Here is a 25,765-nt window from a genome sequence, read left to right as displayed (position 1 = left end):
GGGTTCTTAGGGGTAACCCATAAGCGGAGATTGCAAAGAGAGGGTCACTCTTTGCTCGGGGTTCTCAGGGGTGAAACGCCCTGAGTGGGTCATTAGGGCAAAGCCCTAATCCCCTCGGGAGAGCCCACAACTACGAAAGCGAAGCGTGTAGTTATAGTGGGCTATAACCGGAAGCCTTTCGGTTTCTTGGATAGCGTATCATTCCTCTTTTCGACAGATTGCGCTTGCTCTTTCCTATCGGCTATTCGTTTCTGTAAATATTCGTTCAGATCTTTACATCCACTGTAGATTTGCGAGGCGTCACGTATATACCGGGTAGCATCATACTCCTTTCGGATTTGCTGTATTGCTTCCATTCCTGCACGGTCATTGTCAAAGAAACAGTGGATGCGCTCATAGCTTCCCAACGGATAGAGTGCCTTGGGAACATTGGCTACGGAATTAAGAACTATGTAATCCTGTCTGTCGAAGTCGGGTGATTGCGGACAGCTTTCCAGCCTTAAAGTAAGAAAGGAAAGGTAATCCATAAATCCCTCAAAAACGTAACATGTACTCCTTGGTTTTCCTGACTGTCTGATATGGGATATTTCTTTTGGTGCGATACATCCCTTGAAATATCGGTTGCGAATTTCATATCCGCCTGATATGTTCGGAAAGGCAATGGCGAAATACCGTTTGCCGTTGTGGGTGAAACGGGCTTCCTTACATTCTCTTTTCGCCAGTGCCGTGTTTATCCCTCTTTCCTGTAGGTAGGCAAGCAGGGCAGGAGAAGCCAGCAGCACAATGTCCAATTGCTGAAAACTCGGTTCGGAAAATGATTGCTTGCCAAAAGAGAAAGACACGGGACGTATGTGTGGTATCTGTTCTTCGATTTTCTGTAGAAGATAAGGCACATAGTCGGAACAGTAGAGTTCCTGTGCCAGTGCGATGATATTTCCACCTTTGCCGATTGCGAAATCATACCATTGGTTGCGCTCGGTATTTACTTTGAACGAGGGTTCTGTCTCTTCCCGTAACGGGGATTTGTACCATAGGTTAATACCTTGCTGCTTGACGGGAGAATATCCCAAACTGTACAGAAAATCCGCTATCCTGATTTGTTTTGCTGTCTGTATATCCATAATAAGATGAGTGTTTGAATAATGGTTGGAATATTTATTTCTCTTTTCGCCCGTACTTTTTTATGAAGTACGGTCTGTATAATCACTTCACTTTATCTTCGTATATATAGGATACGGTAATAAAGTGAAGCGCTTTTCTATTCCCTACAACCGCTTCGCTTTATTCTTAATATATAGACCTGCCGAATAAAGTGAAGTGATTACAGGTTATACGGTCTAATAGTGAAAGTCCGGCTTGAACGTGTATTTCCTGCCGTTCTCCTGTACTATCATCCGTTTGTTCCGGAGCATGGTGATAAGTGATACCGCTTTTTGATGGTTCAGTTTTACACCTACCGACATATATGACTTGATTAAGGAGGTTTCCAGATCCTTGTAGCCGTATTCCTCTTTCAGTCCGAAAGCCGCTTCCAGTGCTATGCGGTGCTGCTGTTCGCTAATATGTCTGTAAGGGTCAAACTTTTCCTCTTCCGGTCTTCCGGGTTTCTTCGCTTCGGGTCTGTACCCCTCTATGAGTTCAGGCAATGCATTGTCGTTGATACGGAAAGCGAAAGGCTCGAAATCCATTGCACGGATGTGCATGGCTGAAACATTGCTTATATCCCCGTTGCTCTTGTCCTTTTCCACCAGCAGAACGGTTTCCGCCTTGTTGTTCAGCTCCGTACCGATATGCCCTCTTGCGTTTTCATCGCCTTTGTTCTGGTGGAGTATCGTATGGATGTGTATCTGCCTGTCATCCGTCCACTGCATCAGTTTGGATATAATGCGTGTCGATTCTCCCGGACTGTTGATGTCATATACCATATCACGGATGCCGTCTATGATTACAAGCCCTATGTCCGGTGTATTATAGATAGCCTGTTCGACAATCCTGATACGCTGTTCGGGCGTGTATTTCCTCAAAGCGAGAAACTCCAGATGTTCATTGTCCCTGTCATCAGGAAGACCAGCAAGCCGTAAAATACGTTTCATGACTTTCAGACAGTGATAATGGCTTTGTTCCGTGTCCACATAAAGAATCTTCCTTTTTTCTTCCGGTAGTTCCGCAACATACCGCAGTACCGTACCGTTTTTCAATGCGGCGGCTACGATAGCCGATACATTGAAAGTCTTTTTACTCTTGGCTTTGCCGATGGATGCACTGAAATTGCCCAGTGTACCAATGACCGAACCTTGCACTTTTAGAATCTCAGGTGCTTTTTCGTAGATTTTCGACAGACTCAGGCGTGAAGCTTGCCAAAGGATTATTGCCTGTTCTGCCGAAATCTCCTTTATTTCTTTCATATAGTCCATAAGCATACCTCCCATTATTTCCGTCCTCCTGTTTTCTTCCCGGCAAGCTCAAGAGCCAATTCCGCATCTACGATAATCTTGCGCCCTATCTGGGTAATCGCCTTGTCTATCTTACCGCTTTTCTTTATGCGGTTGGCAGTGGGCAGACTGCACCCGAACAGTTTGGCTATACCGAGTATTCCGTACACATACTTCTTTTCCGTGTCTGTAACGGGTTGCGGCAATGCTTCGGCCTGACCTGAAGCGTGCTTACTCAGGAATATGAATTCTTCGCCTGTCATCTGCCAGACGGGTTTTGATAATAATTCTTGGATATTTGTCATCGTCCAATCTATTTAGTCGTTAAACAATCAGCCCTGCGCACTGGCTGTTATTTCTGTTCTCGAACGATGCAAAATTAGGTAGGGTTATGAGTGGTAAGGATGGGGACGGTACAAACTGAATATCATTGTATCTTATTGAATATCAGAAAATAAAAATACCACTCAAAAATTATTTTGAGTGGTAAAAGTGGAACTTTCGTAAAGTATCAGGATATATTACGGATTATCTGAATATATGTTCCATTTCCTTGGCGAAATTTTGGTTGCTGTCACTGGGGAAATCTGAAACAGGCTCCTTGTACTTGGATTTGTAGTAGCTGTCGTCAATATCCAGCAGTTTCAGTATTCTGTCTTTCCATTTGTCCCTGTCCTGTTTGGAGAGTTTCTCGCTCATCAGGAATATCAGATAGCATACACGTATTTTCTCTCTCGGTTTTATTTTCAGCTTACAGTTGCAGGGGTGAAGATTCATATTGGCATAGAAATCCAGTGCGGAAATTTCTTCGAACTGTTCTCCTATGCACACCTCATGAATGAGCGAAAGTAATTTCATGCTGAAATATTCCTGTTGTTCTTCTGTCGTTTCCTGCTGACTGATTGGCTCGCTTGATTTATTCTCTTGCTTTCCGTCAGGAATGTATTTCTTCAATATATCCAGAAAAAGGCAGCTTTGACGGTATATGTCCGCACAACAGTTCTTCATGTATTGGAATGCCTCTGTTCTTGCAGCCTTTTGCTGATCATAGAGTTTGTTCAGTTTGGCTTTTTCCCTGTCATATTCAGCCTTGCAGCGTTCATATTCTTTCTCTGCCTGTTTTTCCTCTTCGGCTGTATGCTCCCTGTAACCAATGGAATCATACCTGTTGTTGGCTTCATTCAGCGGCTTGCTCAGACTTCTTGTAACATCCAGCTGGGCTTCAATTTCCTGAGAATACCTTTCCATGTGCTGATAGCAAGCACGTTCTATGGCTCTGTCACTTAACGGGCGTATCTCATAAGCCTGTATGCTCTTTTCTATTTCAGTTTTCAGGCTGTTGAGTATCAAGGTGTATTGCTCTTTTTGCTTGTCAAGCACCAGTTCAAGGATAGCGGCTTCAAAGGATTTCATGTCATTATACTCCTGATAGAAATCCGATATGAATTTCTGCCTGTCAAAAGAAAAAGCGTAATTATCTATATAGTCTCTGTATATTCTGTTGAGTTCTCCATATTGGGGAATCATCGTCTGTATCTTTCCTGCCATATACTTTATATTATGGGTTCTTGTCCTTGTCAAGGAATAAGGTCAGTTCTTCTTCCACTTCTTCTATACTCGGTAGGGCAGATTTCAGATTTTCGGGTACTGCCTTGCTCAATTGATAGTCGCTGATACCTATCGGCTGGTCATATCCAGCCAAGGCATATTGTGCCACGACCTCATCCTTACCCCTGCACAGCAAAAGACCGATGGTCTTGTTATCATTTTCTCCCCTCAGTTTATCATCTACAACATTGATATAGAAATTTAACTGCCCTGCATATTCCGGTTTGAATGGCGTTGCTTTCAATTCCACGACAACATAGGCATGGAGCTTGATATTATATAGGATCAGGTCGGCGAAAAAGTCACTGTCCCCAATCTGGAAATGTTTTTGTCTGGCAACAAAAGCAAAGCCGTTACCCATTTCCAGCAAGTAACGGGTTACATGCTTTACCAACTGTTCTTCTATATCCCTTTCGTCAGCCTTTTCCTTTGCTCCTGCCAAGTCAAAGATATACGGGTCTTTTAACAGATAATTGGCAAGATCGCTTTGAGGTGCCGGAAGTGTGGCAGTGAAGTTGTTTACCTTGTTACTCTTGATTTGTCTGTCATACAGATTGCTTTCAATCTGCATTTTCAGCACATTACTGCTCCAGCCCATTTCTACCGATTGTTTCATATACCAATACCTTACGCCCAATGGTAGCGGATTATTGAGTATGACCATATGGCTTGCCCAATTTATTCTTGCAATCGGTGACGCCAAGAATAAATCTTCTATATCCTCTATTTTTATTTTATAGATGGTTGCTACTGTTTTTGCTACATTCTGAAATTGCGCAGGAACCTCCTGCGTAATTTCTAAAGATTGATTATCAGCTGATTGTATTTGCGCAGTAAGCTCCTGCGTAAATTGCCCGCTGTTGAGTTTTAGGACTTCATTAGTAATGTTTTGAATATTAGGGACTGACAGTATTGAATCTACTTCAATAAAACTACGAAGTACATTTAACGGATATAAACGAGCAAACTGGCACATATAAGTAAGATTACGCTCCGAATATCCCTTCTTTTCAGGATAATTGAATCTGATTGCCTGTGCCAACTTCTTGATAATTTTACCACCCCAGCCATGCAGGTTTTGGTGGTACAGTATATAATTGCCCATTTTCCAGTAATGGAACAACATCTGGGCATTGGCTGCGGTAATGAGCCGGACTTGTGCCTGTTCTATTTCCGAACCGACAGCATGGACAAAGGCATCAAAATGACCTTTCTTTATATTATGTTCGTTGTTATTTTCCATATTACTAACTATTACTTAACAAAGATAACTCTAATAATGGATAATCTGTGAAACAGACTGATACTTTTATAGTTGGTTAAACTTGTTCATTGCATTAGCCTTAATATCATCGGCTATGTCAATGTAGGGCTTCATGGCTTTATAATCACTGTGTCCTGTCCATTTCATTACAACCTGTGCCGGAATACCGAGAGCCAGCGCATTACAGATGAATGTTCTTCTTCCTGCATGAGTACTGAGCAATGCGTATTTCGGGGTAACTTCATCTATGCGCTCATTCCCTTTATAGTAGGTTTCACGTATAGGTTCGTTAATTTCTGCCAGTTCTCCCAGCTCTTTCAAATAATCATTCATTTTCTGATTGCTGATAACAGGCAATGCCATGTGGTTTTCAAAATGGATGTCCTTGTATTTTTCAAGTATGGCTTTACTGTACTTGTTAAGCTCAATACTCAGACTGTCTGCCGTTTTAACGGTGGTAACTTCTATGTGGTCGGACTTGACATCACTTCTCTTTAAGTTGCGGACATCTGAATATCTTAGACTTGTGAAGCAACAGAACAGGAAAACATCCCGGACACGTTCCAGATACTGTTTGTCTTTGGGTATCTGATAGTCTTTAAGTCTGTTCAGTTCTTCCCATGTCAGGAAGATTACCTTCTTGGGGGTGGTTTTCAATTTCGGTTTGAACGTATCGTATGCTATATTCTGGTGATAGTCTTTCTTGAAGCTCCACCGCAGGAACCATTTGAGGAATCCCATTTGTTTACCGATGGTACTGTTCCTCATATCCTTTTTGTCGCGCAGGAAATTGACATATTCGTTCAGTCCGAATTCATTGAAATATTCAAAGGCTAAATCTTCCTTGAACTCCTTGAGGTGATTTTTAACGGCTGCAAACTTTTCGTATGTGGATTCAGTCCAGTTATTCTGGTTGCCGCATTCTTTTACAAATTCATCGAATACCTCCCAAAAACTTATCTTTACGTCTTCCTGGTCTTCACTTGTATCTTTCATCCGCAGGTTGAATGCGTCCTTTAGCTGTTGGGTAGTGGGCATGGCTTCCTGTACCTCAAATTCCTTGAACACGTTTTGAATTTCGGTATAGTATTTCAGCAGATCGGCATTGATTTCAGATGCACTTTGCTTTAGTTTGTTGGTACACCCGTTCTTCACTCGCTGCTTGTCGGAATCCCATTTGGCTACATCGATGCGGTAACCCGTTGTAAACTCAATGCGCTGGCTTGCGTATATGACGCGCATACGGATGGGGACATTCTCCACGATTGGCACACCGTTCTTCTTCCGGCTTTCCAATGCAAAAATGATGTTTCGTTTGATATTCATAATTGGGTGCGTTTGAAATTCTACACCCAAATATACACCCAATATTTGGAATAGCAAAAGATATTCAGAAAGATTTAGATTTACTATGTATTCCAAATTGTGTGTGATTATCAGTAATTTGCAATTTTATGATATTTCTTGAATGTATAGGTTCGAGAGCCTGTCTCTCCGCTTCAATTAATAGATAAATCCCTGTAAAGTAGTACTTTACGGGGATTTTTTATTTTGTGTATGTGAATAAGATAAGCATAAAAAGGGGCGGTTTCTGTTGAAATAGAAAATAACACTATTTGAACTGTTTATTTTAGAATAAACACTCTTTTTTCAGATTGAATTTATCGGTTTAAAGAATATTATTCCAAAATGCTTATTATCAGTTAAATATCTGTTTTGATCTACTGTCGGATTTCAGTTTTTATATCTACCTTTGTTCTGATTGTACGAGATTTGATAGTTATAATATTAATGAATAGAATGATGAAAAAACAGACCCAAGCGATTCATACGCAGTTCCAAAGAAGAGATGCTTACAATTCTCTCAGTATGCCGGTTTACCATACAGCGGCTTATGAATTTGACAATGCTGATGACATGGCTGATGCTTTTTGCGGGCGGACAGATGCTCCGGATTACTCCAGAGTGATGAATCCCACAGTGACTTTTTTTGAGAATAAGGTGAAGGAACTTACGGGGGCAGCAGAAGTCATAGCCCTCAATTCCGGTATGGCGGCTATTAGTAATACATTATTTTCAATTGCAGCTGCAGGAAAGAATATAATTACATCGCGTCATTTGTTTGGTAATACTTATTCGTTTATTGCTGGTACATTGTCCCGCTTCGGGGTGGAACCTAGATTGTGTGATTTGACAGACATTGGAGCAGTAGAGAAAGTAGTAGACAGTAATACCTGCTGCATTTATGTGGAGATTATCACCAATCCGCAGATGGAAGTGGCGGATTTACAGGCGCTCTCACGGATAGTTCATGAAAGGGGAATTCCTCTCATCGTTGATACTACGCTTATTCCTTTCACAGAATTCGATTCACATAGCTTAGGCGTAGATATTGAAGTGGTTTCCAGTACCAAATATTTATCAGGGGGAGCCACTTCCATTGGTGGTTTAGTAATTGATTATGGTACATGTCCGGGATTCGGTAAACGTATGCGTACAGAGATGTTACTCAATCTGGGAGCTTATATGACTCCTCATGTGGCCTATATGCATACTATCGGATTGGAAACATTGGACGCGCGATATCGGATACAGTCTGCCAATGCCGCTATGTTGGCTGGTAAGCTTCGCATATTATCTGCTGTCAAACGTGTGAATTATGTGGGGCTGAAGGATAATTCATACTACGCTTTGGCACAAAGACAGTTTGGTCCGACTGCCGGTGCTATGATTACGATAGACCTGGAAAGTAAAGAGGCATGCTTTGCTTTCATCAACCGACTGAAATTGATACGTCGCGCTACTAACTTGTTTGACAATAAGACGCTTGCTATTCATCCTGCAAGTACTATTTTTGGACCGTTTACTGATAAACAGCGACAGGACATGGATGTGTTGGATACGACTATCCGTTTCTCAATTGGTTTGGAGGATGTGGATGATCTGTTTGACGATGTCAGACAGGCTTTGAATAATAAAAAGGATTAGAAGCAAAAATCTGAAAGTCATACACGCAACTGTAAATATACCGCAAATATGGTATATAAAATGCCATTCATACGGGATTTATCAGCTTGTATATATCTAATACCTTTGCCCCATCATTTTAACAGTAAACAATAATGGGTAAAAGGATTCATTTATTTTTGCTTGCTCTTGCAATAGGAGTGATACAAGGGGCAGCACAGGTGACAACAGTGCGGGGCATCGTCACCACAGAAGAAGATGGGGAGCCGGTTATCGGTGCCTCAGTTATAGTGAAAGGAACTTCATTGGGTACCGTAACTGATGTCAACGGGAGATTTGAACTGAGTGGATTCCCGCCATCAGCCACCCGGCTGCTAATCTCTTACATTAGTCTGATGGCAAAAGAGGTGGCTATTGCACCACAGGTATCGGTAACACTGAAGAGTGATACGCATCTGCTGGATGAGGTAGTAGTAACGGCTTTGGGTATTTCACGCGAGAAAAAGGCATTGGGCTATACGGCACAGGAAGTAAAACAGAATGCTTTGGTGCAAGGGAAAGATAATAATCTGTTAAATTCGTTGAGTGGTAAGATAGCTGGTGTGCGTATTACCAATACACAAGGAGATGTTGGTTCCAGTCGCATCGTTATTCGTGGTGAAACTTCTATTGCAGGTGAGAATCAACCGCTTTTTATTGTGGATGGAATCCCAGTGGATAATTCGCAGCTTAATGCACGTTCCAGCGGACGCGATTTTAAAAATGCAATAGCAGACCTGAATCCGGAAGACATAAAAACACTTACTGTATTGAAAGGTCCGAATGCCGCTGCCCTTTATGGTGCGCGTGCTGCTCACGGTGCTATTGTCATCACTACTAAGGGAGGAGACAAAAGGCAGAAAGGGATAGGGATTACATTACATTCTTCCACGCAAGTCTCTTTTGTTGCTACCTTGCCGGAGTTTCAAAATCTTTTTGGACAAGGGGCAGGGGGACGGTTCAGTTATGTAGATGGCAAGGGTGCAGGTGTGAATGACGGGGTAGACGAAAGCTGGGGGCCACGTCTTGATATTGGTTTGTTGATTCCTCAGTTCGATAGCCCATTGGACGCTGACGGTAATCGTGTGGCTACTCCCTGGGTATCCCATCCCAACAATGTACGCGATTATTTTCGCATGGGTATTTCTACAAACAGCGGTATTTCTGTTGCCCGTGGAGACGACAAATACCAGTTCCGTGTAGGATATAACTACGAAAAACAAGTCAGTATCGTTCCTGATGCTGGAACTAATAAGACGAATATCAGCCTAAATACGGATTACCATCTGGCAAAATGGATTGTGGTGGGAGCTACGGCCAATTACATCGTTTATACAGCTCCCAGTTTACCGGGGTCAGCTACCCCCTCGGGCAGTAACGTACGTTCTAACAGTCCTATGCTTCAGTTCTTGTGGTTCGGACGTCAAGTGGATACGAACTCATTGAAGGCGGACTATACTCGCAACTGGAATTCAAGCTATTACGACAATCCTTTTTGGAGTGCTTCTTATAATACACAGAGTCAGGAACGTCATCGTCTGATAGGTGATCTGCATGCCGAATTCCGTCTGACAGATGGGTTGAATGTGCGTTTCCGTACTAGTACCGACTGGTATAATGACCGGAGGAAATCCAAAGTAAAATGGGGGAGTGCAGGTGCCGGTTCGCCTTACGGCAGTTATGCTGAAGATGCCTATACGGTGAAAGAGAATAACACAGAAGTATTGGCGACTTATATCAAACAGTTGAATAAAAATTGGGGAATTGACGCTCTTCTGGGTTTTAATGTACGTAACAAACAATATGAGAATAATTATCAGGCTGCTCCCCGTTTGGCGGTTGCTGATCTTTATACATTGACTAACTCGCGTGATCCGCTCACTTCGTCCAATGATTTCTACCGTTTACGGCAATATGGCCTTTACGGTTCCATACAACTGGATTACCGTCGTTGGGCTTTCTTGAATATAACAGGACGGAACGATTGGTCGTCTACACTACCTGTGGACAACAATTCTTATTTCTATCCTTCGGTGACGGCTAGTGTGTTGCTTTCTGAAGCTTTCGGATGGAGAAGTAAAGCTGTTAACTACCTAAAAATACGTGGAGGATGGTCTCAAGTGGGAGCAGATGCCAATCCTTATCAATTGGCAACGGTCTTTACTTCAGAAACAGCTTTCAATGGGAATCCACTTCAAAGTTCTTCTACCATTGGTATGAATCCGAATCTAAAACCGGAGAAGACGTCATCTATAGAAGCTGGTTTCGAGGCGGCTTTTTGGGACAATCGCCTATACTTGGATTTCACTTACTATAAGACCGATAGTCGTAATCAAATATTGAAACTAGCTACTACTGCTGCCAGTGGGTACACGTCGCAGGTGCGTAATGCCGGACATATCCGTAATCGTGGCTATGAAATACAATTGGGCGCTGTTCCTATACAAACATCGAAAGGGTTTCGTTGGAATCTGGATTTGAATTATGGTGCCAACAGCAGCAAGGTTGTCAAATTGGATGATGAAGGTTTGATTACGAGTTACCAGCTCTACTCGTCTGGTATTCAGATACTGGCTTCAGTGAGCGAAGCTTATGGAACCCTGTTCGGCACTTCATACGTGCGTGATGCTAATGGAAACGTTGTGGTGGATGCTAACGGTCTGCCTAAGATTTCGACCACTAATAAAACGTTGGGGAAGTTTACGCCCGACTGGACAGGCGGTATCAGTAACACTTTCAGTTATCGTTCGTTAAGTCTTTCTTTTCTGATAGATGCAAGTGTAGGTGGTTCTATTTTTTCCAACACTAATAAAACTGGAAAATATACCGGTGTATTAGCTAACACATTATCGGGCCGGGATGCCGAGCACGGTGGCTTGTGGTATTATACTGACGCCATGGGTAACAATGTACGATTACCAGAATCTCCTTCTTATTCCGTATCCTCTGATGGACTTTACTATGCCCAGGTCAATGAGCAATCCACCCGTGTGTATCAGGATGGCATTATGGTAGAAGGAGTGACGGAAAGTGGTTCTAAGAACGAAGAGGTTGTATCTGCCGAGAAATACTACCATCGTATTTACAGTATTGCTGAAGCTAATGTATATGATGCTTCTTACGTGAAACTGCGAGAAGTCGCTTTGAGTTACCGTCTACCTCGCTTGTGGACGCAGAAACTGCATTTGCAAGAAGCTTCCGTTACACTGACGGGACGTAACTTGTGGACTATTTATAAGAGCGTCCCTAATATAGATCCGGAATCGGCTTTGACTACTGGAAACGCACAAGGAGTAGAAGCCTATTCATTGCCTACAACACGTTCCTTTGGTGTGAACCTTTCCGTGAAATTCTAAATGTGAACCTTTAAATAATAGGATAAGATGAAAAGAAGAATATATTTTTTATATATAATATGGGTACAAGTGGTTGCCATTTCTCTATCATCGTGTGATGATGAATTGACTGATATCAACCGCAACCCCAATGCCACTGAAAATCCACAGCCGGCTTATTTACTTGCCGCTGCACAGTATCATGCCGCCAATCTTTATTGGGGAAGTAGTACGAACTATAATTCTACTCTGTTGTGGGTGCAACATTGGGCTAAAATACAATATACAGAGCCAGATTGCTATAATGTGGATAATGGCAGCTTTACCACTACGTGGGACACCGGCTATGCAACGCTAATAACTGACTTGAATGCTATTATCAGTTCGGAACTCGGAAATGATAATTATCGAGGGATAGCTACAGTGTGGCGTTCGTGGGTTTACCTGTTGCTGACCAATCTGTATGGAAATATACCATACAGTGAATATGCACAAAGTGTAACACCCGCTTATGATTCACAAGAGACTGTTTTGCGCGGGCTTTTGGAGGAGTTGATCGCTGCTGACCAGTTGCTTTCTACCACAGGAGGAACGGTAGAAGGGGATTTGATTTACGGAAATGATATTACCCGCTGGAAACAATTGGCCCACTCCCTACGGCTACGTATCGCCCTTGAATTAGCTGACCGGGATGAGGATACAGCGCGTCGGGTTATTGCTTCCCTTTGGGATAATCGTAACAGTGTAATAGATAGCAATGATGCTATAGCCCGTTTTGTTTTTACTTCTTCACCACAATGGAATCCATGGGCATCTGCTTTCAATTCACGTGATGATCAGCGGGTATCAAAAACGTTGATTGATAAACTGAATGAATGGAATGATCCGAGAATTGGAATTTTAGCCCAGCTACCTCAAGACGAAGGTGTGAAAAACTATGTAGGAGCTGCCAATTCCTTATCTGCTGATGCCGCTAATAATCAGGGATTTAATAAAGTTTCCCGTCCCGGTACTTATTTTTTGAAAGATAGCTCTCCGGCTGTATTTTATACGTATGCCGAGGTCTTGTTTATCTTTGCAGAATCCGCTGCACGCGGCTGGATAACGGCTGATGCGGAAACGCTCTACCGCGAAGCTATTACTGCTTCATTGAATCAGTTTGGCATTATAGACAATCGTATAATCGATTCCTATTTACAGCAGGAGGCGATTCGGTTCGACGCCGCACATTGGTATGAATCTATCGGCTGGCAGAAGTGGATCGCTTATTATGGACAGGGACCCGATGCTTTCACTGACTGGCGCAGGCTCGGTTATCCCCAGCTTATCCCTGGTCCCGATTCCGTTTTGGGTTCCGGAGAGTTACCTCGTCGCTTTTTTTATCCCGTAACGGAACAATCACTGAATGGTAAGCAGTATCAGATTGCCATATCCCATCAGGGAGCAGATGAGATTACTACCCGTTTGTGGTTTGATGTAGCTAATAAAGAACGATGATACCTCCGTGTCTCCGGGCTGCAATATGCGTTTGAAAAATATCCGTTGAATTTAAAAAAAACAGAATAACAATGAACACTGACATTACATTTATCATAGCAGATAATCAGGATATAACCAGAATGGGAATGCATGGATATATTTCCGCTATATTCAGTGGATGTCGCATGATAGATGTGACAGACAAGAAAGAGCTCATGCTTGCATTGGTAGAATGTAATGACAGTGTCGTTATACTTGACTATACACTGTTTGACATCAATGGTATAGAAGAGTTTCTTATTATAGAAAAACGTTTTCCGAGAGTTCGTTGGATATTGTTTTCCAATGAATTGAGCGAAGACTTTATTCGTAGGATGAGTATAGAAAGGAATATTGGTATGATTTTGAAAGAGAACTCCGGTGAGGAAATTCATTCTGCATTGATGTGTACAGCACACGGGGAGCGATTTCTTTGTCATCAGATAACCAATTTATTGATAATCGGTTCCGACAAACCGGAAATTCATTCTGTTTTGACTGTTACAGAGATTGACATTCTTAAATTGATAGCACATGGGAAATCTGTGAAAGAAATAGCATTGGAAAGAACCTCAAGCATTCATACTATTATCACCCATAAAAAGAATATTTTCCGGAAGTTGGGTGTGAATAATGTATATGAAGCAACTAAGTATACTTTACGCGCCGGGCTGATTGAAATGGTAGAATATTATATATGATATTCAGAAGAGTGTTAGGATAAGAGTTAAGAAGAATTTGTAGGCAGGAAAATTCTCTGTATCTTTGCCCGCATGGCAAAAAAAGGTGAGTTACATATAAGAAATAAGCACAATGGTCAGTATGATTTTCCATTGTTGATGGAAAATTATCCTCCATTAAAGAGATTCGTATCGCTCAATCCCCTCGGAATACAAACTATAAACTTTTTTAATCCGCAAGCGGTGAAGGCTTTGAACAAAGCATTATTGGTAACTTATTATGGCATCCGGTATTGGGACATACCGAAGCAATATTTGTGTCCGCCTATTCCCGGAAGGGCGGATTACATTCATTATATTGCCGATCTTATCCAGCCGAACGGAACAACACCGGATTTACCGGCAGGAGATGCTAATGGACAGAAGTCTAAATGTAGATGTCTGGATATTGGGGTAGGTGCAAATTGCATTTATCCGATCATAGGACACACTGAATATGGATGGACCTTCGTTGGTACTGATATTGATCCGGTTTCGATAGAAAATGCACGAAAGATAGTGACTTGCAACCCTGTGTTGGCTCATAAGATTGACTTGCGACTTCAGAAAGATAGTAAGAAGATTTTCGATGGAATTATTATGCCTGATGAGTATTTTGATGTGACAATATGCAATCCTCCGTTTCATAGTTCGCGTGCAGAGGCGGAAGACGGAACGTTACGCAAATTAAGCAGTCTGAAAGGTACGAAGATAAATAAAGTGCAGCTAAATTTCGGCGGGAGTGCGAATGAACTTTGGTGCGAGGGCGGAGAAGTTCGTTTCTTATTGAATATGATTTCCGAGAGCCAAAAATATCAGAAGAACTGCGAATGGTTTACGAGTTTGGTTTCTAAAGAAAAAAATCTGGAAAAGTTATATACCAAATTAAAATCGGTGAATGTGTCCGAATATAAAGTTATTCGAATGCAGCAGGGAACTAAAAGTAGCAGGATATTAGCTTGGCGATTTGCTACCAACTCATAACAATGAGTGAATATCGAACTGTTATTTGTTTAACCTATTAATTAAATAGAATATTATGGAAACCAATTACATCACTTTGACAAAGGAGAATATTGCAAACGAACATATATGCTGTGCTTTCTCAGATAAGAAATGCAAGGATAGTTATGAACTCAAAAAAGAATGGCTGAAGAAAGAGTTCGATAACGGCTATGTGTTCAGACGTATTGATGAACGGGCAAAAGTGTTTATCGAATACGGTCCTGCTGAAAAAGCATGGGTTCCGGTGAATGCTCCCAATTATCTGATGATAAACTGTTTCTGGGTGTCAGGTAAATATAAAGGTTGCGGACATGGTAAGGCATTATTGCAGTCTGCCATTGATGATGCAAAATTGCAGGGGAAAGATGGGCTTGTCACAGTGGTGGGCACTTCTAAATTTCATTTTATGAGTGACACGAAATGGCTGTTGCGACAAGGTTTCCAAACAATAGAAAAACTCCCTTACGGATTCAGCCTTTTAAGTTTGAAACTAAACCCGGCTGCTCCTGATCCTTCTTTTAATGATTGCGTGTTGAGCGGTGAGTGTCCGGATAAGGATGGAATAGTCGTTTATTATACCCATCGCTGCCCGTTTACGGAGTTTCACGTTCGCGGTTCTTTGGTCAGTGCTGCTAAGAGCAAAGACATTCCATTGAGAATAATTGAATTGGAAAGTATGGAACAGGCGCAAAATGCACCTACTCCGGCTACCATATTTACTCTTTTTTATAATGGCAAGTTTGTAACGACTGACTTAAGTGTATGCCTTGAAGGGCGATTGAGCAAAGCATTGGGCTGTGATTCAGGAGAATAGCTGACTTGGAACCATGTTACGTCTCTGATATGTTTAGCTAATGTTTCTTATTTTTATTTTGCAAATTTAAATTGTGTCTGCACATTTTTTGGAAAATACATACCTTTGGATAATTAATGATTAAACACGATTAAGAGTTTTATGCGTTTTTGGGTATGTATTTTTGTGCTTCTATTTGTACACAATCAATTTTCAAGGGCTGATAAAATTATAAATAATGACTCTTTGTATACAGAAAAATATATCAGAGATATTTATATTTCCAACCCCAAACGTGCTTTACAGTTGTTGGATGAGGCCGAAACCAGAAAAGCCTTCCCTCTGCGTCTGATTAATGAATTGCGCAGTTTGTCATATCGTAATATGTATATGAATAAACTAGCTTTTATGTATGCAAGGAAGTCGTACTTGCTTGATTCCATCTCTCAAAGAGAACCTAAGCACATGTTGAAGATGACGGTTTATTTAGCTGAACTTTCATCCATAATGAGTAAATATAATGAGAGCATGCATTATGCTCTTAGTGGAATTATGCAGGCTCAAAAACTGAAGGACAGAGAGGCGGAAGCTAGATTGCTTTTTTGCATAGGAGAGAATAATTGGAGGCTGTCATTGAAAGATGAGGCGTATAATTATTTTGGTCGTACGATTGAATTACTGCGTGGGTCAAAGGATATGAGAGAAATGATGCTGCTTTCCTATTATTATGGAGCAGAGATGGGATTTTTAATGACAGATTCCCGTATTGATGAAGCTTTGGCTCTTGCTTATGAACGTGAAAAACTTCTTAAAAAATTAGAGAAAGTACCGGAGGTTCCCGAAGGCTACATTGATGGTCAATATAGCTATTTATATGCAAATTTGGCCTATATTTCTTATTTAGAAAAGAAATATGCGCAAGCAGAAGGATATTATCAAAAATATCTGGCAATAAAAGAATCTCATACTCCGGATGGCAAGATGTATTCGATTCCTTATTTGATTCTTTCCAAACAATATGAGACAGTAATAGACAACTGTAAGGACTTTAAAGAATTGTTGAGAACACAGCGGGATACCTTGAACGCTCAATATTTAACTATACTTAATAAGGAAGTCCAGGCATATCTGGGGCTGAATCGTTATAAAGAAGCCGCAGAAATACGTGAAACCATCATTGCAATAACGGATAGCATTAACAGTACCGACAGGAAAAATGCTGCATTAGAATTGAACGCGATGTACGGTGCTTCCGAAAAAGAAGAATACATCGCCGAGCAAGCCTCACAGCTAAAAATAAGGAATGTTTCACTCTGCTTTTTGGCGTGTATTGTAGTGCTGACCCTGTTTATACTTTGGCGTTTGTGGCGTTTCAACCATATAATCGAGTATAAAAACAGGATGCTTGCCAAACTGATAAACGAGAAATTTGCCAATAAAAAAGATGGTAATCAGTTATTGGAAGTGTACGAGGAACAGGAGGTTTCATCAGAATTGGAACCGGAATTGATTTCTCCTGAAGAACAGGATGAACTTTTGGACGAAACAGACAAAGAAAGTGGGGAAGAAGAGGAGAACAAGAAAATATTCCAGGAATTAAATCATACAGTCGTTCAAAAACAGCTATATCTTTCTCCAGAGCTCTCAAGAGAAGATTTGGCGCAGATTGTACATCTGAATAATGCACGCTTTGCCCGGATGATAAGAGAATGCACCGGAACTAATTTCAATGGGTACATCAACGGACTGCGCATTAATTATGCGATCAAGCTAATGAAAAAATATCCTAACTATACCATACGTGCCATCGCTGATGAATCCGGATTTAATAGTGCCCCGATATTATATAACCTTTTTAAGAAAAAGACGGGAATGACTCCTTATGAATTTAAAAAAGCGCAGGACACATTGAGGAATTAAATAGTTCTACTAAACAATTTTCGTTTTTCCCGGTTTATCTATTGATAACTAAATATTAATGGAAATGATACAGGTAAGGATAAAGAGGGTTTACGAAGATTTTTCAGAAACAGATGGATACCGGGTGTTGGTAGATAAATTATGGCCACGCGGAATGAAGAAAGAATGGTTGAAATACGATTATTGGGCAAAAGACATAACACCATCCCCTACATTACGTAAATGGTTTCATGAAGATATTCCCGGACATTGGGGAGATTTTGTCACGCAGTATCAAAAAGAGCTGGATGCTTCTCCATCAATGGCTGATTTTCTGACTCTTATCAAACCACATCCGGTGATAACACTACTTTATGCTTCAAAAGAACCGGTGTATAATCACGCCCGAATTCTTCGCGATTATCTGGAAATGCGTTTGAGAGAGTGAAATTAAAGTAATTTTATCTGTTTACGCTTTCTGTCGTTCACTCAATTTCCTACCTTTGTAATCTAAATCAAAATCGTGTAATCATGAAGTATAAATTATTGGTTCTTGATGTAGACGGAACACTCCTCAATGATGCGAAAGAAATTAGTAAACGTACATTGGCTGCCCTGTTGAAGGTTCAGCAAATGGGAGTACGTATCGTATTGGCATCCGGCAGACCGACTTATGGCTTAATGCCACTAGCTAAGATGCTCGAACTTGGAAACTATGGAGGTTTTATCCTTTCCTATAATGGCTGTCAGATTATCAATGCACAAAACGGAGAAATTCTGTTTGAACGTCGGATTAATCCCGAAATGTTGCCGTATCTGGAAAAGAAAGCCCGTAAAAACGGTTTTGCTTTATTCACTTATCATGATGATACGATCATAACGGATTCTCCTGAAAATGAACATATCCAAAATGAAGCCCGGTTGAATGACCTGCAAATAATCAAAGAAGAAGAATTTTCTGCTGCCGTTGATTTTGCTCCTTGTAAGTGTATGCTGGTGAGCGATGACGAAGAAGCATTGCTTGGTTTGGAAGATCACTGGAAGAGACGACTGAATGGGGCGTTGGACGTATTCCGTTCGGAGCCCTATTTTCTGGAAGTAGTTCCCTGCGCCATCGACAAAGCCAATTCTTTGGGTGCTTTGCTGGAGGTGCTAGGTATGAAGCGTGAGGAAGTGATTGCTGTGGGCGACGGTGTGTGTGACGTAACAATGATTCAATTGGCGGGGCTGGGCATAGCTATGGGACATTCACAAGACTCGGTGAAAGCCTGTGCCGATTATGTGACTGCTTCGAATGAGGAAGACGGAGTGGCCGTTGCAGTGGAGAAGGCTATCATATCCGAAGTGCGTGTAGCCGAAATTCCCCTTGACCAACTGAATGCGCAGGCACGCCACGCATTGATGGGAAACTTGGGAATTCAATATACCTATGCCGACGAAGACCGTGTGGAAGCAACAATGCCGGTAGACCATCGTACCCGTCAGCCTTTTGGCATTTTGCATGGCGGGGCTACTCTTGCATTGGCGGAAACAGTTGCCGGACTCGGTTCAATGATTCTTTGCCAGCCGGACGAGATTGTAGTAGGAATGCAGGTCAGTGGAAACCACATATCTTCTGCACATGAAGGAGATACAGTGCGTGCAGTAGGAACAGTTGTACATAAGGGACGTTCCTCCCATGTATGGAATGTAGACGTGTTTACTTCAACAAACAAACTAGTGTCTTCCATACGGGTAGTCAACAGTGTGATGAAAAAGAGATGACCGACGAAGAAATAAGTAATTTGACAACTATTGATGCATTTATTCAGCGGAAGCAGCCGTTTGCTGTTTACCGTATTCCCGGGGAGAAAGTTCCCCGTCTGTTGACACAGGCGGAAGGAGCGGTACGTCTGATATACGACCTGAAAGAACTGAATGGACAGAGAGGATTTGTCATCGCTCCGTTTCAGGTGAGTGAGACGTGTCCTGTCGTATTGATTCAACCCGATCAGTGGGGGCAACCTTTGCCGATTGACAATGATACGGCAGAAGAACGGGAAGTCGCTTTGCGGATGCAAGGACAAGAATCGTTCCTGACTTCTTCTACGGAGGAATATGCCTCCTGCTTTCATACCTTTATAAATGCTTTGCGTGATAATACTTTTGATAAATTAGTACTTTCACGTCATCTTACTATTGATAAAGTATCCGGTTTTTCCCCTTTATCTATATTTCGTGCAGCTTGCAGGCGTTATATTCATTCATATATATACTTGTGCTACACTCCGCAGACAGGAATCTGGTTGGGAAGCACTCCCGAAATCATTTTATCGGGTGAAAAAGATGAATGGAATACAGTAGCGTTGGCCGGGACACAGCCTTTGCAAGATGGTAAACTGCCCCAAATATGGGATGAAAAGAATCGGAAAGAGCAGGCTTATGTAGCTTCTTACATTCGTCGCCAACTCCTTTCGTTGGGTATTCATTCTACGGAGAACGGGCCTTATCCGGCTTATGCAGGTGCTTTGTCACATTTGAAAACAGATTTCCAGTTTTCTTTGAAAGATAACAAAGGTTTGGGAGATCTCTTGAAAGTGTTGCATCCAACGCCTGCTGTATGCGGTTTACCGAAAGAAGAAGCCTATCGGTTTATATTGCAGAACGAAGGCTACGACCGCCGCTATTATTCCGGCTTTATCGGCTGGCTGGACCCGGAAGGGCGAACTGACATCTATGTGAATCTGCGCTGCATGCATATTGAAGATGAACAACTGACTCTTTATGCCGGCGGTGGACTACTGGCTTCTTCGGAATTGAATGACGAATGGCTGGAAACGGAAAAGAAGTTGCAAACCATCAAACGGCTGATTGCAACGCCTCCTTTAAAATCATAAACTACTAATAATTATCATCATGTATACAGACAAGAAGAACATACTCCAGTTGGTTGCGTTGCTCGAGGCGCACGGGATTACTAAGGTTGTGTTGTGTCCGGGTAGTCGTAATACGCCCATCGTACATACTTTGTCTAATCATCCGAACTTCACCTGTTATGCAGTGACGGATGAACGGAGTGCCGGTTATTTTGCTATTGGTCTTGCGTTGAATGGTGGTAAGCCCGCTGCTGTGTGCTGCACTTCCGGTACTGCATTATTAAATCTTCATCCGGCTGTAGCGGAAGCATTTTATCAGAATGTTCCTTTAGTTGTCATTTCAGCAGACCGTCCCGCTGCCTGGATCGGACAGATGGATGGACAGACAGTGCCGCAACCGGGTGTGTTTCAAACGCTGGTAAAGAAGTCGGTCAATCTTCCGGAGATTCATACGGAAGAAGATGAATGGTATTGTAATCGCCTGGTGAATGAAGCCTTGCTGGAGACGAATCATCATGGAAAAGGCCCGGTGCATATCAATGTTCCTATTTCCGAACCGCTGTTTCAATTCACGGTAGATGCACTCCCGGAAGTACGTGTGATAACCCGTTATCAGGGATTGAACGTCTATGACCGTGATTATAATGATCTGGTCGACCGGATGAATAAATATCAGAAGCGCATGATTATCATCGGTCAGATGAACCTTATTTATCTGTTTGAAAAAAGATATATCAAGTTATTATATAAACATTTTGCCTGGTTGACGGAACATATCGGCAATCAGACAGTTCCCGGTATTCCGGTAAAGAATTTCGATGCGGCACTTTATGCCATGCCCGAAGAGAAGATAGACCAGATGGTTCCCGAATTGCTGATTACTTACGGAGGACATGTCGTTTCCAAACGATTGAAGAAGTTTCTCCGTCAGCATCCGCCTAAAGAGCATTGGCACGTATCGCCGGATGGTGAGGTGGTCGATTTGTACGGCTCATTGACTACAGTGATCGAGATGGACCCGTTTGAATTTCTGGAGAAGATCGCCAGCCTGCTGGATAACCGGACTCCTGACTATCCCCGTGTATGGGAGAATTATTGTAAGATTATTCCCGAACCGGATTTTGCCTATTCGGAGATGTTGGCTGTCGGTACATTATTGAAAGCTTTGCCGGAGTCCTGTGCATTGCATCTGGCAAACAGTTCGGTAGTTCGTTATGCACAACTATATTCGATTCCTCCTACAATTGAAGTTTGTTGCAATCGGGGAACAAGTGGTATTGAAGGATCGTTGTCTACCGCTGTCGGTTATGCGGCAGCTTCCGACAAACTGAATTTCATAGCTATCGGAGATCTAAGTTTCTTCTATGATATGAATGCGTTGTGGAATATCAACGTCCGTTCCAACCTGCGTATCCTTTTATTAAATAACGGAGGAGGAGAGATTTTCCATACTTTACCGGGATTGGATATGTCGGGCACCTCACATAAATTTATTGCAGCAGTTCATAAAACGTCAGCCAAAGGCTGGGCGGAGGAACGTGGTTTCCTTTATCTGCAGGCACAAAATGATGAAGAGCTGACTGAAGCAATGAAAACTTTCACCCAGCCGGAAACTATGGAACAACCTGTGCTCCTGGAAGTGTTTACCAACAAAAACAAGGATGCACGTATGTTGAAGAATTATTATCATCAATTAAAACAAAAATAAATTATGCCAACACAAAGAGAGTGGACAACCATCAGAGAATACGACGATATTCTTTTTGATTATTATAATGGAATTGCCCGTATCACAATCAACCGTGAACGTTATCGGAATGCATTTACCCCGACTACCACTGCCGAAATGAGTGATGCATTGCGCATTTGCCGTGAAGAAGCGGATATTGATGTGATTGTAATTACCGGAGCCGGTGATAAGGCGTTCTGTTCGGGAGGCGACCAGAACGTGAAAGGACGTGGCGGATATATTGGGAAAGACGGTGTGCCTCGTTTGAGCGTATTGGATGTACAAAAGCAAATCCGTAGTATTCCGAAACCTGTGATTGCTGCCGTGAACGGCTTTGCCATTGGTGGCGGACACGTGCTCCATGTAGTATGTGATTTATCCATTGCTTCGGAAAATGCCATTTTCGGTCAGACAGGTCCTCGCGTGGGTAGTTTTGATGCCGGATTCGGTGCATCTTATCTGGCGCGTGTGGTAGGACAGAAGAAAGCACGTGAAATTTGGTTCCTTTGCCGCAAGTATAATGCACAAGAAGCATTGGATATGGGATTGGTGAATAAGGTAGTACCTTTGGAACAGCTGGAAGATGAATACGTGCAATGGGCGGAAGAAATGATGTTGCTTAGTCCATTGGCTTTGCGCATGATTAAAGCGGGATTGAATGCCGAACTGGACGGCCAGGCAGGTATTCAGGAGTTGGCAGGTGACGCAACATTACTTTATTACCTGACGGATGAAGCACAGGAAGGAAAGAATGCGTTCCTGGAGAAACGTAAACCGAACTTCAAACAATATCCGAAATTCCCTTAAAATAATAGGCTAATGAAAGACTGATTGTGCAGTAATTAGCAGATTGAAAAGATATTCATTATGGATTGTAAGATAGATATTATTCCTCGGTTGCTTCATTTCAAGCAACCCGCGGGAACTTCCCGGGGAACATATACTACACGAAAAGTCTGGTATCTTCACTTTACTTCTCCTGATTTTCCGGGTAGAGTGGGAATTGGAGAATGTGCGCCTTTGCCTGCGTTAAGTTGTGATGATCTCCCTGATTACGAAGATATATTAATAAGAACTTGCCGGCAAGTAGAGGAAGAACAGGGAAAATTGGATAAAGATGGTCTATGCAAGTATCCTTCCATCTTATTTGGCTTGGAAACGGCTATCTGGCATTTCTTTGCAGGGAGTTGGGCTTTGTCCGATACGGCTTTTTCACGTGGAGAGGTAGGGATTCCAATCAACGGCCTGATCTGGATGGGAGATTTTGAAAACATGTTATCCCAGATCGAGAAAAAGATGGAAGCCGGATTCCGTTGCGTCAAACTAAAGATTGGCGCTATCGACTTTGAAAAAGAATTGGCATTACTACGTCATATTCGTACCCATTTCTCTTCTAAAGAAATAGAGTTGCGTGTAGATGCAAACGGTGCTTTCTCTCCGGGTGATGCAATGGAAAAACTGAAACGTCTGTCAGAATTTGATTTACATTCTATCGAACAGCCGATTCGTGCCGGACAATGGGAAGAAATGGCTCGGCTCACTTCTGAATCTCCGTTGCCAGTAGCATTGGATGAAGAGCTGATAGGATGCAACACGCTGGAAGAAAAAAAGAAACTGCTGGCAACCATCCGTCCGCAATATATCATCATTAAACCATCTCTCCACGGAGGAATATGTGGAGGGGATGAATGGATTATGGAAGCGGAAAAGCAACATATCGGCTGGTGGATCACTTCCGCTTTGGAGTCCAACATTGGTTTGAATGCTATCGCCCATTGGTGTGCAACATTCAATAATCCGTTACCACAAGGATTGGGAACGGGTATGCTCTTTACTGACAATATAGAAGTGCCTCTTGAAATCAGAAAAGATTGTCTGTGGTTTTGTAAATGATGGTATTTAGTGGTATTTAAAGGATATTCTGATGATATTCGATCGACAACAACAGCGCTTGCTACTGGAAGGAAAAGAATACACTTTTGAAGAAATAAGCCAACTGATAGTAGGAGGAGCAGAAGCTCATTCTCCTGCTTATTGGGATTTATATCTTTTCCTGAACGAATGGTTTAATGATTCTCCTGTTATTACAGTTCATACATCGGGCTCCACGGGTATACCTAAAGAACTGATGGTACGCAAGGATCAAATGATGCAAAGTGCACGTCTGACTTGTGAATTTCTGAATTTGAAGAAAGGTGAGTCGGCATTATTATGTATGAATCTCCGTTATATCGGTGCAATGATGGTGGTCGTACGTTCATTGGTTGCAGGTTTGAATTTGATTATTCGTCCTGCTTCCGGCCATCCGTTGGCGGATATAAAAGAACCTTTGAGATTTGTTGCAATGGTCCCATTGCAAGTTTATAACACGTTGCAGGTTCCCGAAGAAAAAGAGCGATTAAAACAAACGGATATTCTGATTATAGGAGGCGGAGCCGTTGATGAGGCTCTGGAAACGGAGATAAAACATCTTCCGACTGCTGTTTACTCCACTTATGGCATGACTGAAACTTTGTCGCATATTGCCCTTCGTCGTCTGAACGGAGCATCGGCTTCAGAACATTATTATCCATTTCCTTCAGTAAAATTGTCTTTATCCGCAGAGAATACGTTAATCATCGATGCCCCTTTGGTATGTGACGAAACATTGCAGACCAATGACATTGCACGTATCTATCCCGATGGAAGTTTTATGATTCTAGGGCGGAAAGACAATGTGATTAACAGTGGAGGAATTAAGATTCAAGCAGAAGAGATGGAGAAGTTACTCCGCCCGTTTATTCCTGCATCCTTTGTCATTACTTCAGTTCCGGATCAGCGCTTAGGACAGGCTGTCACTTTATTGATAGTAGGACAATTGGATACGAGAGAGCTAGAAAATAAGTTGCAGACAACATTGGAACCATACTATCGTCCCAAACATTTTTTATTACAGAATCTATCCCACAGACGGAAAACGGTAAAATAGACCGGGTCGGCTGCCGCGCTTTGGCAGCATCATACCTTTCCCATTCGCATCAGTTCCCATCCATAGAACTACATGATGATGCAATGTAGTTGAGGTTTCCGGTAAAACTAGTGAACTTGTAAATTGAGGAACCCCGAGTGATTTGGGGTTCTTCGTCAAATTTGGTGGTACTTCTTCTATTGTGAATAAATAATCTTCGCTCTCAGTAGTTTAATTCCTGCCCTATTGTACATCTGTCTTTTTACCGCTTTAATTTTATTCACTGTCCCCTCCAGTAATCCGTTACTGAAGGGGATATCAATAGCTGCCTGTACTGCCTCCCAGTCTTTTTCAATACCATATGCAAAGTTCGTCAGTGCCATATTCCGTGTTGCCTTCGCTTTTTCAATCCACTTTCTAATATCCTTATCATAAGTGTTCCCATTAATCATATCTCTGAAATTCTGACACACGCTTAAAAGTTCTTTAATCTGCGGTGAGGACTTATACAGTTCCGCTAGTTTAGGATTATCCGATTCTCCCTTTAGAATGTATTTGCGTATCTGATTCTGTGAAACTCTCTGTATTTTACTTCTGTTTTCAATGCTCTCATTATGCTCCTTGACTTCCTTCCTCTTTTGTTGATACCTTTTTC

General features: G+C 42.1%; 20 protein-coding genes and 1 pseudogene. 14 read left to right on the top strand and 7 right to left on the bottom strand.

The features are described 5' to 3' along the window. Positions 1 to 161: 161 nt before the first annotated feature. From HMPREF9010_RS14330 to HMPREF9010_RS14345, 6 genes are all read right to left on the bottom strand, one after another. Positions 162 to 1,121, bottom strand: a complete 960-nt coding sequence (locus tag HMPREF9010_RS14330; RefSeq protein ID WP_007842328.1) for a toprim domain-containing protein — start codon at positions 1,119 to 1,121, stop codon at positions 162 to 164. Positions 1,122 to 1,337: 216 nt separating this feature from the next. Then, positions 1,338 to 2,414: an AAA family ATPase gene (locus HMPREF9010_RS14335; RefSeq protein ID WP_007852816.1), complete on the bottom strand. Its 1,077-nt coding sequence runs from the start codon at positions 2,412 to 2,414 to the stop codon at positions 1,338 to 1,340. A 14-nt stretch (positions 2,415 to 2,428) separates the two neighbouring features. Continuing rightward, positions 2,429 to 2,737 carry a DUF3853 family protein gene (locus HMPREF9010_RS14340; RefSeq protein WP_007842330.1) on the bottom strand — a complete coding sequence of 103 codons (309 nt, stop codon included), beginning with the start codon at positions 2,735 to 2,737 and terminating at the stop codon, positions 2,429 to 2,431. A gap of 223 nt (positions 2,738 to 2,960) precedes the next feature. After that, positions 2,961 to 3,980 carry a hypothetical protein gene (locus tag HMPREF9010_RS0124340; RefSeq protein ID WP_007842331.1) on the bottom strand — a complete coding sequence of 340 codons (1,020 nt, stop codon included), beginning with the start codon at positions 3,978 to 3,980 and terminating at the stop codon, positions 2,961 to 2,963. A gap of 10 nt (positions 3,981 to 3,990) precedes the next feature. Then, positions 3,991 to 5,283: a YhcG family protein gene (locus tag HMPREF9010_RS0124335; protein ID WP_032562665.1), complete on the bottom strand. Its 1,293-nt coding sequence runs from the start codon at positions 5,281 to 5,283 to the stop codon at positions 3,991 to 3,993. 66 nt (positions 5,284 to 5,349) lie between these two features. Next, the gene (locus HMPREF9010_RS14345; RefSeq protein WP_008648548.1) at positions 5,350 to 6,630 is read right to left on the bottom strand and encodes a site-specific integrase; all 1,281 of its coding nucleotides are present in this window, start codon (positions 6,628 to 6,630) and stop codon (positions 5,350 to 5,352) included. A gap of 477 nt (positions 6,631 to 7,107) precedes the next feature. Here HMPREF9010_RS14345 and HMPREF9010_RS14350 point away from each other — a divergent pair, with 477 nt between their 5' ends. The 14 genes and pseudogenes from HMPREF9010_RS14350 to HMPREF9010_RS14415 all read left to right on the top strand — a co-directional run bounded on the left by HMPREF9010_RS14350 (position 7,108) and on the right by HMPREF9010_RS14415 (position 25,220). Then, entirely contained in the window at positions 7,108 to 8,292 is a 1,185-nt protein-coding gene (locus tag HMPREF9010_RS14350; protein WP_004309996.1) for a PLP-dependent transferase, read from the top strand. Positions 8,293 to 8,426: 134 nt separating this feature from the next. After that, entirely contained in the window at positions 8,427 to 11,666 is a 3,240-nt protein-coding gene (locus HMPREF9010_RS14355; RefSeq protein ID WP_008648540.1) for a SusC/RagA family TonB-linked outer membrane protein, read from the top strand. 27 nt (positions 11,667 to 11,693) lie between these two features. Continuing rightward, on the top strand, positions 11,694 to 13,142 hold the full coding sequence (locus HMPREF9010_RS14360; protein WP_004302255.1) for a SusD/RagB family nutrient-binding outer membrane lipoprotein: 1,449 nt from the start codon (positions 11,694 to 11,696) through the stop codon (positions 13,140 to 13,142). A gap of 71 nt (positions 13,143 to 13,213) precedes the next feature. Next, positions 13,214 to 13,864 carry a response regulator transcription factor gene (locus HMPREF9010_RS14365; RefSeq protein WP_004302256.1) on the top strand — a complete coding sequence of 217 codons (651 nt, stop codon included), beginning with the start codon at positions 13,214 to 13,216 and terminating at the stop codon, positions 13,862 to 13,864. A gap of 72 nt (positions 13,865 to 13,936) precedes the next feature. After that, positions 13,937 to 14,866 carry a 23S rRNA (adenine(1618)-N(6))-methyltransferase RlmF gene (gene rlmF / locus HMPREF9010_RS14370; RefSeq protein WP_008648538.1) on the top strand — a complete coding sequence of 310 codons (930 nt, stop codon included), beginning with the start codon at positions 13,937 to 13,939 and terminating at the stop codon, positions 14,864 to 14,866. Positions 14,867 to 14,921: 55 nt separating this feature from the next. Next, the gene (locus tag HMPREF9010_RS14375) at positions 14,922 to 15,701 is read left to right on the top strand and encodes an N-acetyltransferase (RefSeq protein WP_004302258.1); all 780 of its coding nucleotides are present in this window, start codon (positions 14,922 to 14,924) and stop codon (positions 15,699 to 15,701) included. Between the two features lie 141 nt (positions 15,702 to 15,842). Continuing rightward, complete coding sequence (locus tag HMPREF9010_RS14380; protein ID WP_004302259.1) at positions 15,843 to 17,600, top strand: helix-turn-helix domain-containing protein; 1,758 nt, start codon at positions 15,843 to 15,845, stop codon at positions 17,598 to 17,600. A gap of 64 nt (positions 17,601 to 17,664) precedes the next feature. Next, the gene (locus tag HMPREF9010_RS14385) at positions 17,665 to 18,027 is read left to right on the top strand and encodes a DUF488 domain-containing protein (RefSeq protein ID WP_004305785.1); all 363 of its coding nucleotides are present in this window, start codon (positions 17,665 to 17,667) and stop codon (positions 18,025 to 18,027) included. 83 nt (positions 18,028 to 18,110) lie between these two features. Continuing rightward, a complete protein-coding gene (locus HMPREF9010_RS14390) occupies positions 18,111 to 19,343 on the top strand; it encodes a Cof-type HAD-IIB family hydrolase (RefSeq protein ID WP_004302261.1) in 1,233 nt (410 codons plus the stop codon). Then, positions 19,340 to 20,455 carry an isochorismate synthase gene (locus HMPREF9010_RS14395; protein ID WP_008648534.1) on the top strand — a complete coding sequence of 372 codons (1,116 nt, stop codon included), beginning with the start codon at positions 19,340 to 19,342 and terminating at the stop codon, positions 20,453 to 20,455. The genes HMPREF9010_RS14390 and HMPREF9010_RS14395 overlap by 4 nt, the downstream gene beginning before the upstream one ends. Positions 20,456 to 20,474: 19 nt before the next feature. Next, on the top strand, positions 20,475 to 22,142 hold the full coding sequence (gene menD / locus HMPREF9010_RS14400) for a 2-succinyl-5-enolpyruvyl-6-hydroxy-3-cyclohexene-1-carboxylic-acid synthase (protein WP_008648533.1): 1,668 nt from the start codon (positions 20,475 to 20,477) through the stop codon (positions 22,140 to 22,142). 3 nt (positions 22,143 to 22,145) lie between these two features. Next, positions 22,146 to 22,970 carry a 1,4-dihydroxy-2-naphthoyl-CoA synthase gene (gene menB / locus HMPREF9010_RS14405; protein WP_004302264.1) on the top strand — a complete coding sequence of 275 codons (825 nt, stop codon included), beginning with the start codon at positions 22,146 to 22,148 and terminating at the stop codon, positions 22,968 to 22,970. A gap of 60 nt (positions 22,971 to 23,030) precedes the next feature. Continuing rightward, entirely contained in the window at positions 23,031 to 24,056 is a 1,026-nt protein-coding gene (locus HMPREF9010_RS14410) for an o-succinylbenzoate synthase (protein WP_008648531.1), read from the top strand. Positions 24,057 to 24,087: 31 nt separating this feature from the next. Then, a pseudogene (locus tag HMPREF9010_RS14415) lies at positions 24,088 to 25,220 on the top strand (AMP-binding protein). 87 nt (positions 25,221 to 25,307) lie between these two features. Here HMPREF9010_RS14415 and HMPREF9010_RS25395 read toward each other — a convergent pair. After that, on the bottom strand, positions 25,308 to 25,765 hold a 458-nt coding region (locus HMPREF9010_RS25395; RefSeq protein WP_008648529.1), incomplete at its 5' end, for a transposase.

The organism is Bacteroides sp. 3_1_23 (genome assembly GCF_000162555.1).
Classification (GTDB): Bacteria; Bacteroidota; Bacteroidia; order Bacteroidales; family Bacteroidaceae; genus Bacteroides; species Bacteroides ovatus.
The sequence above is the reverse complement of the archived record's forward strand: the minus strand, read 5'-3'. Positions and strand labels throughout refer to the sequence as shown.

Coding starts and splice junctions, on each gene's coding strand:
- HMPREF9010_RS14340 (WP_007842330.1), bottom strand. CDS start 2,737: ATGACAAATATCCAAGAATTATTATCAAAACCCGTCTGGCAGATGACA.
- HMPREF9010_RS14360 (WP_004302255.1), top strand. CDS start 11,694: ATGAAAAGAAGAATATATTTTTTATATATAATATGGGTACAAGTGGTT.
- rlmF (WP_008648538.1), top strand. CDS start 13,937: ATGGCAAAAAAAGGTGAGTTACATATAAGAAATAAGCACAATGGTCAG.
- HMPREF9010_RS14365 (WP_004302256.1), top strand. CDS start 13,214: ATGAACACTGACATTACATTTATCATAGCAGATAATCAGGATATAACC.
- HMPREF9010_RS0124335 (WP_032562665.1), bottom strand. CDS start 5,283: ATGGAAAATAACAACGAACATAATATAAAGAAAGGTCATTTTGATGCC.
- HMPREF9010_RS14395 (WP_008648534.1), top strand. CDS start 19,340: ATGACCGACGAAGAAATAAGTAATTTGACAACTATTGATGCATTTATT.
- HMPREF9010_RS14330 (WP_007842328.1), bottom strand. CDS start 1,121: ATGGATATACAGACAGCAAAACAAATCAGGATAGCGGATTTTCTGTAC.
- HMPREF9010_RS14345 (WP_008648548.1), bottom strand. CDS start 6,630: ATGAATATCAAACGAAACATCATTTTTGCATTGGAAAGCCGGAAGAAG.
- HMPREF9010_RS14380 (WP_004302259.1), top strand. CDS start 15,843: ATGCGTTTTTGGGTATGTATTTTTGTGCTTCTATTTGTACACAATCAA.
- HMPREF9010_RS14350 (WP_004309996.1), top strand. CDS start 7,108: ATGAAAAAACAGACCCAAGCGATTCATACGCAGTTCCAAAGAAGAGAT.
- HMPREF9010_RS14335 (WP_007852816.1), bottom strand. CDS start 2,414: ATGGACTATATGAAAGAAATAAAGGAGATTTCGGCAGAACAGGCAATA.
- menB (WP_004302264.1), top strand. CDS start 22,146: ATGCCAACACAAAGAGAGTGGACAACCATCAGAGAATACGACGATATT.
- HMPREF9010_RS14410 (WP_008648531.1), top strand. CDS start 23,031: ATGGATTGTAAGATAGATATTATTCCTCGGTTGCTTCATTTCAAGCAA.
- HMPREF9010_RS0124340 (WP_007842331.1), bottom strand. CDS start 3,980: ATGGCAGGAAAGATACAGACGATGATTCCCCAATATGGAGAACTCAAC.
- menD (WP_008648533.1), top strand. CDS start 20,475: ATGTATACAGACAAGAAGAACATACTCCAGTTGGTTGCGTTGCTCGAG.
- HMPREF9010_RS14355 (WP_008648540.1), top strand. CDS start 8,427: ATGGGTAAAAGGATTCATTTATTTTTGCTTGCTCTTGCAATAGGAGTG.
- HMPREF9010_RS14390 (WP_004302261.1), top strand. CDS start 18,111: ATGAAGTATAAATTATTGGTTCTTGATGTAGACGGAACACTCCTCAAT.
- HMPREF9010_RS14385 (WP_004305785.1), top strand. CDS start 17,665: ATGATACAGGTAAGGATAAAGAGGGTTTACGAAGATTTTTCAGAAACA.
- HMPREF9010_RS14375 (WP_004302258.1), top strand. CDS start 14,922: ATGGAAACCAATTACATCACTTTGACAAAGGAGAATATTGCAAACGAA.